The organism is Pseudomonas onubensis, assembly GCF_965653655.1.
Lineage (GTDB): Bacteria > Pseudomonadota > Gammaproteobacteria > Pseudomonadales > Pseudomonadaceae > Aquipseudomonas.
Map to the genome: position 1 here is coordinate 77,444 of NZ_CBFHAZ010000001.1, position 14,780 is coordinate 92,223.

The window sequence follows — 14,780 nt, forward strand, 5'->3', positions numbered from 1 at the left end:
GTTTGGACGTTGCTAAACCCCTTATTTTTCAGCATTTTTTATTAGAGGCACGGGATTACATGGAAATCGGTCTGCGCGAGTGGCTGATCGTCATCGGCATTATTGTCATTGCCGGTATTCTTTTTGATGGCTGGCGCCGCATGCGCGGTGGCAAGGGCAAGCTCAAATTCCGTCTGGACCGCAACCTGTCCAACTTGCCCGACGACGACGGCAGCGCCGAGCTGCTGGGGCCGCCCCGTGTGCTGGACAACCATAAAGAACCGCAACTGGACGAGCATGACTTGCCGTCGATGAGTGCGCCGGTGCGTGAAGCCCGCGAGCCGTCGTCCAAGCGTGGCAAGCGCGCGAGTGCCGCCGTGGCCGAGCCACATCAGGGCGACCTGAACCTCGACGTGGATGAAGGCCCGAGCTTCAGCAGCCGCGACGACGATTTCCCGGATGAAAATATCGGCAAGGCATCCAGTGCGCCGCGCCAATCGGTCAACGACCAGCCAGCTGCCGAAGAAGTCTTGGTGATCAGCGTGATCTGCCGCGACGCCGCCGGCTTCAAAGGCCCGGCGCTGTTGCAGAACATCCTTGAAAGCGGCCTGCGTTTTGGCGAGATGGATATTTTCCACCGTCACGAAAGCATGGCCGGCAACGGCGAAGTGCTGTTCTCCATGGCCAACGCGGTCAAGCCGGGCACCTTCGACCTTGACGATATCGACCTGTTCAGCACCCCGGCGGTGAGCTTCTTCCTCGGTTTGCCAGGCCCGCGTCACCCGAAACAAGCGTTCGATGTGATGGTGGCTGCCGCGCGCAAACTGTCCCAGGAACTCAACGGCGAGCTCAAGGACGACCAGCGCAGCGTGCTCACTGCGCAGACCATCGAGCATTACCGTCAGCGCATCGTCGAGTTCGAGCGTCGCGCCCTGACACAGAAACGCTGAGGATTGGTCTTCAGCGTTGTCAGTAGAATAAGCGCACTAACATATTGAGCAGCTTCGGCTGCTCTTTTGCTTTATGAGAGAACACCCATGACCGCCGCCCACACCCGCATCCTCGAACTGCGCGCTGAACTGGATCAGCACAACTACCGTTACCACGTCCTCGATGAGCCAAGCATCCCGGACGCCGAGTACGACCGGTTATTCCATGAGTTAAAGGCGCTGGAAGCCGAGCACCCGGAGCTGGTGACGCGTGACTCACCGACGCAGCGGGTCGGCAGTGCGGCGCTCTCGGCGTTCACCCAGGTCAAGCACGAGATACCGATGCTCAGCCTGGGCAACGCGTTTGATGAAACCACCATGCTCGAATTTGATCGCCGGGTTACCGAAGGTCTTGACCTGCCGGTAGGCGATTTGTTTGGCGGCGGGGCAGCGGTGGAGTACAGCTGCGAGCCTAAATTGGACGGCCTGGCGGTCAGCCTGCTGTATCAGGATGGCGAGCTGGTACGCGGCGCTACGCGTGGCGATGGCACCACCGGCGAAGACATCAGCGTCAACGTGCGCACCGTGCGTAATATCCCGTTGAAACTGCACGGCAGTGGCTGGCCGGCGACCCTGGAAGTGCGCGGCGAAGTGTTCATGTCCAAGGCCGGCTTCGAGCGCCTCAATGCCTCGCAACTGGAAGTGGGCGGCAAGACTTTCGCCAACCCGCGTAACGCCGCCGCCGGCAGCCTGCGCCAGTTGGACTCGAAGATTACCGCCAGCCGTCCGCTGGAGTTCTGCTGCTATGGCGTGACCACTGACATCAGCGACACCCATATCGGCAACCTGCAGCAACTGCAGAAGTGGGGCATGCCGATCAGTCATGAGCTGAAGTTGGCCAAAGGGATTCAGGATTGCCTGGCGTATTACCGCGATATCGGCGAGCGGCGTAACAGCCTGCCGTATGAGATCGACGGCGTGGTGTTCAAGGTCAACAGCATTGCTTCCCAGAGGGAGTTGGGCTTCCGCGCCCGTGAACCACGCTGGGCCATTGCGCATAAATTCCCGGCCATGGAAGAGCTGACCGAACTGCTCGACGTGGAATTCCAGGTCGGCCGCACCGGCGCGGTAACGCCGGTGGCGCGCTTGAAGCCAGTCAAGGTCGCCGGTGTAACGGTGTCCAACGCCACCCTGCACAACATGGACGAAGTCGCGCGCCTGGGTGTGATGATCGGCGACACCGTGATCATTCGCCGCGCCGGAGATGTGATCCCGCAGGTCGTGTCGGTGGTGCTCGAACGCCGCCCGGAAAACGCCCGTGCCGTGCCGATCCCCGAAAGCTGCCCGGTGTGCGGCTCCCATGTGGAGCGCACGCAATTGGTCAAGCGCAGCAAGGGCAAGGAAACCGTCAGCGAAGGCGCGGTGTACCGCTGCGTCGGGCGCCTGGCCTGTGGCGCGCAGCTCAAGCAGGCGATTATCCATTTCGTCTCACGGCGTGCCATGGACATTGACGGCCTGGGCGACAAAACCATCGAGCAACTGGTGGATGAAAAACTTATCGGCTCGCCGGCTGACCTGTACAAACTCAAGTACGAGCAGATCATCGACCTGGAAGGCTTCGCCGATATTTCCAGCAAGAAGCTGATCACAGCCATCGAAAACAGCAAGACTCCGACCCTGGCGCGGTTTATCTACGCCTTGGGCATTCCGGATGTTGGCGAAGAGACCGCCAAGGTACTCGCGCGCTCGTTGGCTTCCCTGGAGCGCGTGCAGCAGGCCTTGCCCGAAGTGCTGACGTACTTGCCGGACGTGGGCCTGGAAGTCGCCCACGAGATTCACAGTTTCTTTGAAGACAGCCACAACCAGGACGTGATTGGTGCGCTGCTGTCGCCGGATGAGTGCGGCTTGCAGTTGCAGGATCAGGGCGAGCTCAGCGCCGAATTCGCCGCCAGCACTACCTTGGGCGGCTTGCTCGACAAGCTGCATGTGCCGTCCGTGGGCCCAGGGGCTGCGCAAAAGCTTGCCGACAAGTTTATAAGCCTCGAAGGCGTGATCAAGGCCGACTGGCTGGACATGCGCCAGGCGCTGCCCGAGAAGCAGGCCAAGGCGGTGCGCGAGTTTTTTGATAGCCCGGACAATGCCAACCGTGCCCTGGCCATCGAGCAGCAGCTCAAAGACTTCGGCATGCACTGGCAGAGCGAGAAGAAGGTCGTCGAAGGCTTGCCGGAAGCGGGGCATACCTGGGTGCTGACCGGCTCCCTGGAGCTGATGAGCCGCGACGTGGCCAAGGACAAGCTCGAAAGCCTGGGCGCCAAGGTCGCGGGTTCTGTTTCGGCCAAGACCCACTGCGTGGTCGCCGGGCCGGGCGCGGGTTCCAAGCTGGCCAAGGCCACTGAGCTTGGCCTTAAGGTGCTGGACGAAGAGGCGTTTGTCGCCTTCCTGGCCAAACACAACATCACCGTCTGACGCTCGTTCCCACGCTCTGTGGGAACGATCTTTCACGGTAAATGATCTAGTCTTGGTCACCCAGGGAGAGATCGCCATGTTCCGCTACTTCGAGCAACTCAGTACGCGCATCGCCGCACCGTTCATGGCCGGATCCTCGCGCAGCAGCAAGGTCTGGCAGTGCCGCTGCGGCCAGTCGCTGTTCTTTCGCAACAGTCAGTGCCTGGCCTGCTCGGCCTTGCTGGGCTATCAACCGCAGCAAAGTCGGTTGTCGTCTTTGCAGCCCGGCCCCGTCGAAGGCACTTGGCTGCAAGACGATAACCTCGACGCCGGCGCCTTCCGCCGCTGCGCCAACCTCGACACCCCGGCCGCCTGCAACTGGCTGATTCCTGCCCACAGCACCGCAACATTGTGCGTGGCCTGTAGCCTTAATCGCACCATTCCCGACCTGTCGATCCCGGAAAACCACGAGCGTTGGCGCAAAGTGGAAACCGCCAAGCGCCGGTTGGTGGCGCAACTGATCAGCCTGGGCCTGCAAGTGCTGCCCAAAAGTGTTGATGAAGACAGCGGCCTGGCCTTCGATTTCGTCGGCATCGACCTGCAAGGCAACGCCCCCACCACTGGCCACGCCAACGGCCTCATCACCCTCGATATCAAGGAAGCCGACGACGCTCATCGCGAGAAAGTCCGTGTGCAAATGCGCGAGCCGTATCGAACGTTGCTCGGCCACTTTCGCCACGAAGTCGGTCATTATTACTGGGACCGGCTGATCGCCAGCAGCCATTGGCTTGAACCGTTTCGACGCCTGTTCGGCGACGATCGCGCCAGTTACGCCGAGGCCCTCGACCAGCACTACCAGAACGGCCCCCGCCCCGACTGGCAGCAAACCTGTGTCAGCGCCTACGCGACCATGCACCCCTGGGAAGACTGGGCCGAAACCTGGGCTCATTACCTGCACATGATGGACGCCGTCGACACCGCGCTGGGCTTTGGCATGAGCGCCCGCGAGATGGACCTGGATTACCAGCCGTTCCCGCTGACCACGCTCTACGACCCCGAACACCCTGGCGGCCCGGCGTTCCTGTCGTTCGTCAACGCCTGGATCGAACTGGCCGGCATGCTTAACGAACTGTCGCGCAGCATGGGCCAGCCGGATTTCTACCCCTTTGTGTTGCCGCCGGCGGTGATCGCCAAGCTGCACTTCATTCACTTGGTGATTCAGGAGGAGGGCGGCAGGGCCGATGAAGTCGTACAAGCACAGTAATCTGCCCGATGTGGGAGCTGGCTTGCCTGCGATTGCGGTGCATCAGTCAATGAATACCTGAACTGATACACCGCAATCGCGGGCAAGCCCGGCTCCCACAGGGTTCTGCCGGGTTATCGAGATGATGGACAAGTGCTTGAGCCCCTTCATATTTTTAATCGGGAACAACGGTTGTAACTTCCGATGAGATCGGTACAATGGCGCGGCTTGCCGAGAGGCCAGCGTCGTTATGGTGACCCCATCGGTCCCCCCGCAACGATTACCCGTGAACCTGGTCAGAGCCGGAAGGCAGCAGCCACAGCGGGAACATTGTGTGCCGGGGTGTGGCTGGTGGGGTTGCCTCCATAACGCTCTTCCTTGTTTTCCCGTCCTGTATCAAATCAAACACTCTTTTACTCGCTCATCTGCCATTTTTGCGCAGCGATGACGGCTTTGCGCTGGAAAACCTTCAGCCGCCTGCTAGCTTCAATCATGCAAGCGACACAGTGCTGGAGTAGTGAAGAAGTGATGGCACTCCTTTGATCAACAAGGATGATTGCCATGTCCAGCCCTCCAGTTTTACCCGGAGTTATCAGTGCTTCGGTCGGCACCCCAGGCAAGGCGCAGAATGTGCCTGCTGATGTTCGCTTTATCCAGCATCTGTTTAATCTGATCACGCCAGAATCCGCTTCGCGCCTTGTGGAAGACGGAAAGTGCGGCCCGCTGTTGTTGCAGCGCATCAACGACTATCAGGCCAATCGTCTCAAGGTCAGCAAGCCTGATGGTGTGATTGACCCAGCAGGTCGGACGTTCACTAGCCTGGTCGACGATGCTGGCAAAGGCAAAGGCAAAGACAATGCCGTTCTCGCTGCCGACTCACCGTTAGTCACCAGCCCCACTTGTGACGGTCATACCGCCCTCACCGAGGCTGACTTTCAGAACGCGGCTGCAGTGCTGGGCAACGGTATTTCGGTGAACCTGATCAAAGCGTTCGCCTCGGTCGAGTCCGGTGGGCGTTCCGGGTTCGGGCCGGCCAACATGCCGGTTATCGCCTTCGAGGGCCATATCTTTCGCAAGTACACTCAACATAAGTACGACAGGGCCTACCCCCTTTTGTCCTACCCCTTCCTGGTCAATGCCGGCCCGCAATGGAAAGCCAATAATAAAACCCAGGCGACTGCGTGGCGGACTCTGGTCGATGCTTACAAGTTGGATCAGGCAGCAGCGCTGATGTCGACGTCCTACGGTATGTTCCAGGTCATGGGCTTTAACTTTGCCGCCTGTGGTTATAAGGACGTGTTCGAGTTTGTCGCTGCACTGAAGCTTAACGCCAGCCAGCAATTGATGGCGTTCTGCGGCTTTTGTCGCAAGAATCCGGCCTTGCTCAGAGCGATGAAAAGCAAGGACTTTGCCGGCATGGCGCGCAATTACAATGGCTCAAGCTATGGCGACTACGACAGGCGTATCCAAAAAGCCTTTGAGGCGCTGGAAAGGAAAAGGTAGCGGCGTGTGTTGGCTGCTTCACAGCGTTGAGCGTGCGCACTGGACAACCTAAAACCATCTTGTTAGTTTCGCGCAGCCATTTGTTTCAAGTTATGACAAGTGCGCTGCGCTGATATTGAAGTGCTATCACTTCTTTAATTAACAAGGATGTCTTGATGAAAAGCCTGCCAGGGTTGCCACGTCTTATCAGTGCTTCAGTGGGCGCGCCGGGTAAAGCGCGCAATTTGTCCGCCGATGTTCAGTGCATTCAGTATTTATTTAATTTGATCATTCCCAAGATGGGCTTTGCGTTGGCCGAAAACGGTAAGTGCGATGGCCAATTGGTGCAGTGCATCAGCCAGTACCAGTTCCGGCATCTTAAGTATGCGCACCCCGACGGTGTGATTGACCCCACCGGTCGTACCTTCAACAGCCTGATCGAAGAAGCGGTGAAAGTGCCGGTAAAAGCTTTCCCGGCTATGCGCATTCCCAGCTTTCTCAACGCGTTTGGCAATAACGGCGGCGATGCGGTACAGGCCACGGTGAATGTGTACCTGGAACGCATGCGCGCCATGATCGAAGCCGAGCGGCGCAACCGGCAGCTGATGCTCCAGGCTACGTGTGACGGCGGTATGACATTGACCGACACCGACTTTCAGAGCGCCGCCACGCAGTTGGGCAGCGGCATTTCGGTGAATATCATCAAGGCGTTTGCCACGGTCGAATCCGGCGGGCGTTCCGGTTTCGGGCCGGCCAAGTTGCCGGTGATTGCCTTTGAAGGGCACTTGTTTCGCAAGTACACCAAGCATATCTACGACCAGGCGCACCCGCTGCTGTCTTATATCTACGTGAGAAAGGCCGGGCCGCAGTGGCAGGTCAATAACAAGGACCAGACCAAGGCCTGGGAGACCATGGCCACCGCGTTTGCGCTGGATCAGGAGGCGGCATTGATGTCGGCGTCCTGGGGCATGTTTCAAATAATGGGGTTCAACTACATCTCCTGCGGTTACAAGACGGTGTTTGAATTCGTCGCAGCGCTGAAGATCAATGCCGGTAACCAATTAAAAGCGTTTATCGGTTTTTGCAGCCAGAGCCCGGCCCTGATCAAGGCCATGAAAGATAAAGACTACGTGGCCATGGCGCGTAACTATAACGGCAAGGATTACGGCGACTACGACAGCCGTATCAAAAAGGCCTACGAAGCATTGGAAGGGAAGAAATAAGATGAGCCGTTTTCTAGCGATGAGCGTGTTGTCGTTTTGCGCCTTGGCGCCTACGTTGGCAGGTGCGGCCGAGCTGCACTCCGGCAAGTACGAAGGGCTGATGCTGGCGGTCACGCCTGAGCATCAGGTCGAAGGCTACTACGCAGATGAGTTGGGCGAGGGCGTGACCCGCAGTTGTGCGTTCTACTTGCAAGGCCCGCCCGAAGCGCTCACCACCTGGCTCGACAATGCCTACCCCGGCAGCGTGGCAGCGTCCTCCGACGGCGTGATTCTGACGGTAGAGCAGGGGCGCGAGCACCCCGGCTGCCTCAGTGTATTGATGCCGGAAATCGCCACCGGCCTGGACCTGACCCAAACCGCCAGCAAGCAATGGATCGGCTTGGTGACGGTGACGGCCGACAAGGCTTACCTGCTGAAAAAACCAGGCGCTGACGTAGCCAAGCGCGCGTATATCGTCAAGGATGATGTAGTCGGCGTTCTGGCGTTCAAGGACGGCTGGGCCAAAGTCGAGTTCACCAATGCCAAGGACCCTAGCTCCACCGGCTGGATCAGCCAGGACCAGTACGCACGCTTGGCTGCGCCGCAAGCCGACTAACCAAACGTCTCCCGCAGCAGCCCGGCAAATGCATCCCGCGCCAGGTGGCGCTGGGTGTCTGTGTGCCAGAACAGCAGGTTGTCGACGGCCTGCAATTCCTCGAACCGGTAGGACGCCAGTTGGTTGGCCTGCTCATAGCGGGCCAGGATGCCTTCCGGCGCCAAGGCCACGCCGATGCCTGCGCTGACGCAGCCAATGATCGTGCCCCAACTGGCATAGCTGGCGATGCTCGGCTTGAAGGCGTGCGGTTTGATCCAGTGCTCCAGCGCTGCGCGGTAGGGGCAGCCCGGCGGCCACACCAGCAAGGTGCGGCCTGCCAAGTCTTCGGCACCGTTGATCGGCGCGCCGGAGGCGCTGGCGATCAGCACCAGGCGTTCGCTGTAGACCACGCTGTGTTCGAGCTTGGCGCGCTTGCCGCCCGAGGCCACCAGCGCCACATCGAGGCGATGGTGTTGCAAGTCGTCGAGCAGTTGCGCCCAGGCGCCGGTGACCAGCTCCAGGCTGACATCCGGGTAGCGCCGGTGATATTCGGCCAGCAGTGGCGGCAGGCGGCCGCTGGCGCTGGATTCCACCGCGCCGATGCGCAAGGTGCCACGCGGAATCGCGTTGGCGTCAACGGCGCGTTTGGACTCATCCACCAGCGCCAGGATGCGTTCGCAGTAATCGAGGAAAATTTCACCAGCGGCACTGATGGCCAGCCCACGGCCTGCGCGAATAAACAGCGGCGTGCCCAACTCGCTTTCCAGCTGCTTGATGCGCGTGGTGATGTTGGATGGCACGCAGTGCAATTGCAGCGCGGCCTGGGCCACGCTGCCGGTTTGTGCCACGGCGCGCACCATTTTCAGTTGGGCCAGTTCCATTGCTCAGTTCCAGTGATTTCAGAAGTCAGAAACGCTTAATTGTCCTGCGCCGTGCGCGGCTCAAGACTGACGGTATTCCTTCTCAGTCTCTGGATGCCGTCGATGAATGCCCCGTCACCCGTAAAGCTTACGCTAGTCATCGCCGGCGTGATCCTCTGTTGGGCCTATTCGCCGATTGGCGTGCACATGGGGCTGCACAGCTACAGCCCCGGCCAGTTGGCGCTGCTGAGGTTTCTGATCGCGTCGGTGTTCATGGGCGGCATCGCCCTGGCGGTAGGCATCGGCCGCCCGCGTGTGCGGGATTTGCCGTGGCTGCTGGTATTGGGCTTTTTCGGCGTGTTCCTGCACCACACCAGCCTGAACTACGGGCAGCAGTGGGTGACGGCGGCGGCATCGAGTGTGCTGGCGCAGTCGGCGCCGCTGTTCAGTGTGGTGATCGCGTTTTTCTGTTTGAAAGAACGGGTCAGTGTCTGGCGCTGGAGCTGTGTCTTGCTGGGCTTGCTCGGTGTGCTGGTGGTGATCTGGGGCGATCATGGCGTTGGTGACATCGACCCGCGCGGCTTGCTGATCCTGCTGGCCGCCGTGTCGTGGAGCGTGTATTTCGCCATCCAGAAACACTACGCCCATCGCTATAGCCCGCTGACCATGGCGTGTTACATGGTGTGGGCGGGCACCTTGATGCTCTGTGTAAACCTGCCGGGCTTGCCGGCTGCTGTGGCCCAGGCACCGTTGCCGGAGAACCTCTCGGTGCTGGTATTGGGGATTTTCCCCAGCGCCCTGGCGTACCTGGCCTGGGGCTATGTGCTCAAGCACGTGGACGTCAGTCGCGCCTCGGTGGCGATGTACCTGATTCCGCCGGTGGCCATGCTGATGGCTTCGACACTGCTGGGCGAGCACATTGCCTTGCAAGTGATACTGGGCGCGGTGATCGTGCTGGCCAGTGTCGCCGCCATCAGCCTTGAAGGGCGCTGGCGCTCAATCGCTCAGGCTGAACGCGCGCAGCCGGTGGCCGTCGAGGTCCTCGGCGACAAAGGTGTAGCCGAAGTCCAGGTGGGTCGGTGATTGGGTGATGGTTGCGCCGCGCTCTACCCATTGAGCATGCAGGGCGTCCACAGCGGCTGGGTCCGCCAGCGAAAAACCGACCTCACCGCCGCCGCCGGTAAAGTGAGCCGCAGGCTCTACGGTGTGACGCGACCACAGCCCCAGCTTGACGCCGTTGTCGAGGATGAACAGGGCGAACGTCGGGTTCAGTTCCACCGGCGGCTTGCCGAGCAAGCGGCTATAGAAGTTGGCGCTGGTGGCCGGGCTGTCGACGTAGAGCAGGAAGTAATGGGCGACGGTGTGCATGCAGGCTCCTTGATAACGGGCGGTTAACTGAGCCCAGTCTAGGGGGCGGCCCTGTCAGTTCTTGTCAGGAGTGTTCTTGTAAGGAGTGTTCTTGTAAGGAGTCTGCAATGGTCGCGCATTCTCCCCGGTGTAGAGTTTGATCAGGTCGTCGATCTCGCCCGACATTTTCATCCGCAGCAGCGTGCGCAAGATCCGTTGCACCGGCACGTCGGGGTCATTGCGCACGATGCAGCCCAGGCTTTGTTCGTCGATCACCGCGACTTTGTGCAGCCGCAGGCTTTCGGGCACTTTCAGGTTAAAACGGTCCAGGGTCCATTCGTTGATCACGGCGTATTCGAAACGCGCGGCCACCAGCTTATGCAGCACCAACTCTTCGCTGCGCGAATCGTCGCGGGTCAGTTGGCCGCTGGCGAACAGCGGTTCGAGTACGGCGTAGCGGTAGTTGAGCACCGTGCCAATGGCCTGCGGTGCCAACCTGGCCACCTGAACCGGCGGTGCGTGGGCACTGGCCAGCACATTGCGCTGCACCATCAAGGGCACGCTCCAAGTGTAGTCGCCGGACAGATTGCCGAGCCAATCCTGGGCGACATAGCAGCGCACATCAACCTCAGCGCGTGCCATTGCGCCGGCCAGACGTGCTCGCGCCAACACGTGAAACTCCGCCGGCCGCCCGACCTGGGTGGCCAGGCTCAACATCAAGTCATACAAAATGCCCTGGGTGGGCTGGTCACCCTCTATCTGTGCCATGGGCATTGCCCAGCTGTCGGAAACCGAAAAACGCAACGGCGCGGGCGCCGCAAGGCTGACAACGGAAACCATCCATAAAGCGCCCAGGACTACGCGCATACACTCTCCGGGTTCAGGCCTTTGCGGGGCCATTCGTGCAAGCTTAGTCAGATTAGACGAGCGTGCCGGATGCAATTTCCCCCTTGCTCCGCTAGCATTACCGGCTTCCGCTTCCCAGTTGCGACGGTTTTCGATGAGTTATCAGGTTCTTGCACGTAAATGGCGTCCGCGCTCGTTCCGCGAAATGGTCGGCCAGACCCATGTGCTCAAGGCTCTGATCAATGCCTTGGACAGCCAACGGCTGCACCACGCCTACCTGTTCACCGGTACTCGGGGGGTGGGCAAGACCACCATCGCGCGCATTATTGCCAAGTGCCTGAACTGTGAAACCGGCATCACGTCGACACCCTGCGGTACCTGTTCGGTATGCCGTGAGATCGACGAAGGGCGTTTTGTCGACCTGATCGAGATCGACGCCGCGAGCCGCACCAAGGTCGAAGACACCCGCGAGCTGCTCGACAACGTGCAGTACGCGCCGAGCCGCGGGCGCTTCAAGGTCTACCTGATCGACGAAGTACACATGCTCTCCAGCCATTCCTTCAACGCGCTGTTGAAGACCCTGGAAGAGCCGCCGCCCTACGTTAAGTTCATCCTGGCCACCACCGACCCGCAGAAACTTCCTGCAACGATTTTGTCGCGGTGCTTGCAGTTCTCCCTGAAAAACATGACGCCTGAGCGCGTGGTCGAGCACTTGACCCATGTACTCGGCGTCGAAAACGTACCGTTCGAAGACGACGCGTTGTGGCTGCTTGGCCGCGCCGCTGATGGTTCGATGCGTGATGCGATGAGCCTCACCGACCAGGCCATCGCCTTTGGTGAAGGCAAGGTCATGGCGGCCGATGTGCGCGCCATGCTCGGCACCCTCGACCATGGTCAGGTATTCGACGTGTTGCATGCGTTGATCGAGGGTGACGCCAAGGCGTTGCTCGAAGCCGTGCGCCACTTGTCGGAGCAAGGCCCGGACTGGAACGGCGTACTCTCGGAAATCCTCAACGTGCTGCACCGCGTGGCCATCGCCCAAGCGTTGCCCGAAGGTGTCGACAACGGCCATGGCGACCGCGACCGCGTGTTGGCGCTGGCCCAGGCGTTGCCGGCCGAAGATGTGCAGTTCTACTACCAGATGGGCCTGATCGGCCGTCGGGATTTGCCCTTGGCGCCAGACCCGCGTGGCGGCTTTGAAATGGTCTTGCTGCGGATGCTGGCCTTCCGGCCCGCCGACTCGGCAGACGCACCGAGACAGCCGCTAAAGCCAGTGGGGATCAGCCAGGCCACAGTTGATTCCGCCAAACCAGTGGCTGGCGCGGCGGCAGTCGCGCCAGTAGTTGCTGCACCTGAACCTGCGCCAGTTGCTCCGGCGCCAGAAACAGTGGTTGCCGCGCCGGTGGTCGAACCTGCGCCCGTGGTTGAGCCTGAACCTGCTCCCGCGCCGGTGGTTGACCTGCCTTGGAACGATCCGGTCGACGCTGAAGCTGCACCTGAGCCTGAATCTGAAGTCGAGCAAGTGCCTGCCGTGGAGCCCGTGCTGGAAACCACCGGCGAGCAGCCCGAACTGACGCCGATGCCCACGCCGACCCCGGACAGCGCGGTGCCGGACGCGCCGGAATGGGTGTCGGCACCGGTTCCCGAGCCGACTGTCGCGCAGGTAGACGCGGCCACGCCGGGTATCGACCTCGATGACGAGCCGCCGCTGGACGAAGATTACATTGAGCCGGACATGGACTCGGCCTACAGCTACCTGGACGACTTGGCCAGCGAGCACACCGCCGAGCCGGCCCCCGAGCCCGAAGCGGAACCCGCTGCCGCCCCGGCCACCGGCCTGGCGTTGCAATGGTTGGAGTTGTTTCCGAAATTGCCAATCTCCGGCATGACCGGCAGCATCGCCGCCAACTGCACCTTGATCTCCATCGAGGGCGACCACTGGTTGTTGCACCTGGACCCGGCCCACAGCGCCCTGTTCAACGCCACCCAGCAACGCCGACTCAACGATGCGCTGAACCAGTACCATGAACGCACGTTGACCATTGCCATCGAACTGATCAAGCCTGAGCAGGAAACCCCGGCCCAGGCGGCGACTCGTAAGCGCATCAACCGTCAGCGCGAGGCTGAAGACTCGATCCATGGCGATCCGCTCATCCAACAGTTGATGCAACAGTTCGGTGCGGTGGTGCGTCACGATACTATTGAACCTGTCGAAGCCCCGGTGTCCCAAGCGTCATGAAGCCGGGCTACTAATTGATTGACCCACGTACTTTGAGGTGATTCCCATGATGAAAGGTGGCATGGCCGGCCTGATGAAGCAGGCGCAGCAGATGCAGGAAAAGATGGCCAAGATGCAGGAAGAACTGGCCAACGCCGAAGTCACCGGTAAAGCCGGTGGCGATATGGTCAGCGTGGTGATGACCGGTCGTCACGACATCAAGCGCGTAAGCATCGACCCTAATGTGTTGCCAGGCGTGGGCGAAGATGACCTGGAAATGCTCGAAGCGCTGTTCGCCGCGGCCGTCAACGACGCCGTGCGCAAGATCGAAGCCAACAGCCAGGAAAAAATGGGTGGCGTGACTGCCGGCATGCAACTGCCGCCGGGCATGAAGCTGCCGTTCTGATTGTGCAGCGTTAGCTAGACTCAAATGCCAGGCATCGCGCCTGGCATTTTTGTTTGTGCTAATCCGATCGAACCCTGACACGGCACGCAGGGTCTGCACCCTATACCGAAAGATTCGTTAAAGGAGCCCCTCATGCCTCAAGAGCCCATTCTTAACCAGCGCATTGTCCTGGTCTCGCGCCCGCAAGGCGCACCCACGCCGGAAAACTTTCGCCTGGAACGGGTGAACCTGCCGGAATTGGCCGACGGCCAGGTGCTGCTCAAAACCCTCTACCTGTCCCTCGATCCCTACATGCGTGGGCGCATGAGTGACGCGCCGTCCTACGCAGCTCCGGTGGAAATCGACGAGGTGATGACCGGTGGTGCCGTCAGCCGTATCGAACAATCGCGTAACCCGAAGTTCGGCGTGGGTGACCTGGTAGTAGGTTCCACCGGCTGGCAGAGCCATAGCATATCCGACGGGCACAACCTGATACCGGTGCCCAAAGGCCTGGCCAGCCCCTCGATGGCACTGGGCGTCTTGGGCATGCCCGGTATGACCGCCTACATGGGCCTGATGGATATTGGCCAGCCCCAGGCTGGGGAAACCCTGGTGGTGGCGGCTGCCTCTGGCGCGGTGGGTTCGGTGGTCGGGCAAGTGGCCAAGCTCAAGGGCTTGCGCGTGGTGGGCATTGCCGGCGGTGCGGACAAGTGCCGTTATGTGGTCGATGAGCTGGGCTTTGACGCCTGTATCGACCACAAGAGCGCCGATTTTGCCCATGAGCTGGCGTTGGCCTGTTTCAAGGGCGTGGACATCTACTTTGAAAACGTCGGCGGCAAAGTTTTCGATGCCGTGCTGCCGCTGCTCAACCCCAAGGCGCGCATTCCGCTGTGCGGCCTGATCGCCAGCTACAACGCCCATGAAGCCCCCGGCGGTCCCGATCGGCTGCCGGCACTGCAACGCACTTTGTTGACCAAGCGCGTGCGCATCCAGGGCTTTATCGTGTTCGACGACTATGGCGATCGCCAGCCCGAATTCCTCAGCGCCATGGCGCCGTGGGTGCGCGACGGCAAGATCAAGTTCCGCGAAGACGTGGTCGACGGCCTGGAACAGGCACCCGAAGCCTTTATCGGTTTGCTCGAGGGGCGCAACTTCGGCAAGTTGGTGGTGCGCGTCGCGCAGGATTGAGCATTTGACGCTAATCCGAGGCGCGGGTATAAACCGCGTCTCGTTGTTTTGTCGGACCCTT

The 14,780-nt window shown here is 60.6% G+C and carries 14 protein-coding genes and 1 other RNA gene; 11 read left to right on the forward strand and 4 right to left on the reverse strand.

The annotated features are described in order from the left end of the window. Positions 1-59 precede the first annotated feature (59 nt). From zipA to ffs, 4 genes are all read left to right on the forward strand, one after another. Positions 60-929: a cell division protein ZipA gene (zipA, locus tag ACTD9P_RS00310; protein WP_017134785.1), complete on the forward strand. Its 870-nt coding sequence runs from the start codon at positions 60-62 to the stop codon at positions 927-929. Between the two features lie 87 nt (positions 930-1,016). After that, positions 1,017-3,374 carry an NAD-dependent DNA ligase LigA gene (gene ligA / locus ACTD9P_RS00315; protein WP_438866244.1) on the forward strand — a complete coding sequence of 786 codons (2,358 nt, stop codon included), beginning with the start codon at positions 1,017-1,019 and terminating at the stop codon, positions 3,372-3,374. Positions 3,375-3,450: 76 nt separating this feature from the next. Next, complete coding sequence (locus ACTD9P_RS00320) at positions 3,451-4,617, forward strand: zinc-binding metallopeptidase family protein (protein WP_438866245.1); 1,167 nt, start codon at positions 3,451-3,453, stop codon at positions 4,615-4,617. 239 nt (positions 4,618-4,856) lie between these two features. Beyond that, an RNA gene (gene ffs, locus ACTD9P_RS00325) (signal recognition particle sRNA small type) lies at positions 4,857-4,953 on the forward strand. 56 nt (positions 4,954-5,009) lie between these two features. Here the strand turns inward: ffs and ACTD9P_RS00330 are convergent. After that, positions 5,010-5,159, reverse strand: a complete 150-nt coding sequence (locus ACTD9P_RS00330; RefSeq protein ID WP_438866246.1) for a hypothetical protein — start codon at positions 5,157-5,159, stop codon at positions 5,010-5,012. Between ACTD9P_RS00330 and ACTD9P_RS00335 the strand changes: the two genes are divergently transcribed. The 3 genes from ACTD9P_RS00335 (at position 5,158) to ACTD9P_RS00345 (ending at position 7,896) form a co-directional block, all read left to right on the forward strand. After that, complete coding sequence (locus ACTD9P_RS00335) at positions 5,158-6,099, forward strand: N-acetylmuramidase family protein (protein WP_438866247.1); 942 nt, start codon at positions 5,158-5,160, stop codon at positions 6,097-6,099. The genes ACTD9P_RS00330 and ACTD9P_RS00335 overlap by 2 nt on opposite strands. Positions 6,100-6,254: 155 nt before the next feature. Continuing rightward, the gene (locus ACTD9P_RS00340) at positions 6,255-7,301 is read left to right on the forward strand and encodes an N-acetylmuramidase family protein (protein WP_438866248.1); all 1,047 of its coding nucleotides are present in this window, start codon (positions 6,255-6,257) and stop codon (positions 7,299-7,301) included. A 1-nt stretch (position 7,302) separates the two neighbouring features. Beyond that, positions 7,303-7,896: an SH3 domain-containing protein gene (locus ACTD9P_RS00345; RefSeq protein ID WP_438866249.1), complete on the forward strand. Its 594-nt coding sequence runs from the start codon at positions 7,303-7,305 to the stop codon at positions 7,894-7,896. On the opposite strand, the gene ACTD9P_RS00350 is transcribed toward ACTD9P_RS00345, so the two are convergent. Continuing rightward, entirely contained in the window at positions 7,893-8,756 is an 864-nt protein-coding gene (locus ACTD9P_RS00350; RefSeq protein WP_438866250.1) for a LysR family transcriptional regulator, read from the reverse strand. The genes ACTD9P_RS00345 and ACTD9P_RS00350 overlap by 4 nt on opposite strands. A 102-nt stretch (positions 8,757-8,858) precedes the next feature. Here ACTD9P_RS00350 and ACTD9P_RS00355 point away from each other — a divergent pair, with 102 nt between their 5' ends. Continuing rightward, a complete protein-coding gene (locus ACTD9P_RS00355) occupies positions 8,859-9,818 on the forward strand; it encodes a DMT family transporter (RefSeq protein ID WP_438866251.1) in 960 nt (319 codons plus the stop codon). Here ACTD9P_RS00355 and ACTD9P_RS00360 read toward each other — a convergent pair. Next, positions 9,732-10,103, reverse strand: a complete 372-nt coding sequence (locus ACTD9P_RS00360; protein ID WP_438866252.1) for a VOC family protein — start codon at positions 10,101-10,103, stop codon at positions 9,732-9,734. The two genes, ACTD9P_RS00355 and ACTD9P_RS00360, sit on opposite strands and share 87 nt — an antisense overlap. Before the next feature lie 54 nt (positions 10,104-10,157). After that, positions 10,158-10,949, reverse strand: a complete 792-nt coding sequence (locus ACTD9P_RS00365; protein ID WP_438866253.1) for a transporter substrate-binding domain-containing protein — start codon at positions 10,947-10,949, stop codon at positions 10,158-10,160. Positions 10,950-11,082: 133 nt separating this feature from the next. Between ACTD9P_RS00365 and dnaX the strand changes: the two genes are divergently transcribed. From dnaX to curA, 3 genes are all read left to right on the forward strand, one after another. Beyond that, positions 11,083-13,167, forward strand: coding sequence for a DNA polymerase III subunit gamma/tau (gene dnaX, locus ACTD9P_RS00370; RefSeq protein WP_438866254.1), 2,085 nt, complete (start codon positions 11,083-11,085; stop codon positions 13,165-13,167). A gap of 46 nt (positions 13,168-13,213) precedes the next feature. Continuing rightward, positions 13,214-13,552 carry a YbaB/EbfC family nucleoid-associated protein gene (locus tag ACTD9P_RS00375; protein ID WP_438866255.1) on the forward strand — a complete coding sequence of 113 codons (339 nt, stop codon included), beginning with the start codon at positions 13,214-13,216 and terminating at the stop codon, positions 13,550-13,552. 132 nt (positions 13,553-13,684) lie between these two features. Further along, a complete protein-coding gene (gene curA, locus ACTD9P_RS00380; RefSeq protein ID WP_438866256.1) occupies positions 13,685-14,719 on the forward strand; it encodes an NADPH-dependent curcumin/dihydrocurcumin reductase in 1,035 nt (344 codons plus the stop codon). Positions 14,720-14,780 lie beyond the last annotated feature (61 nt).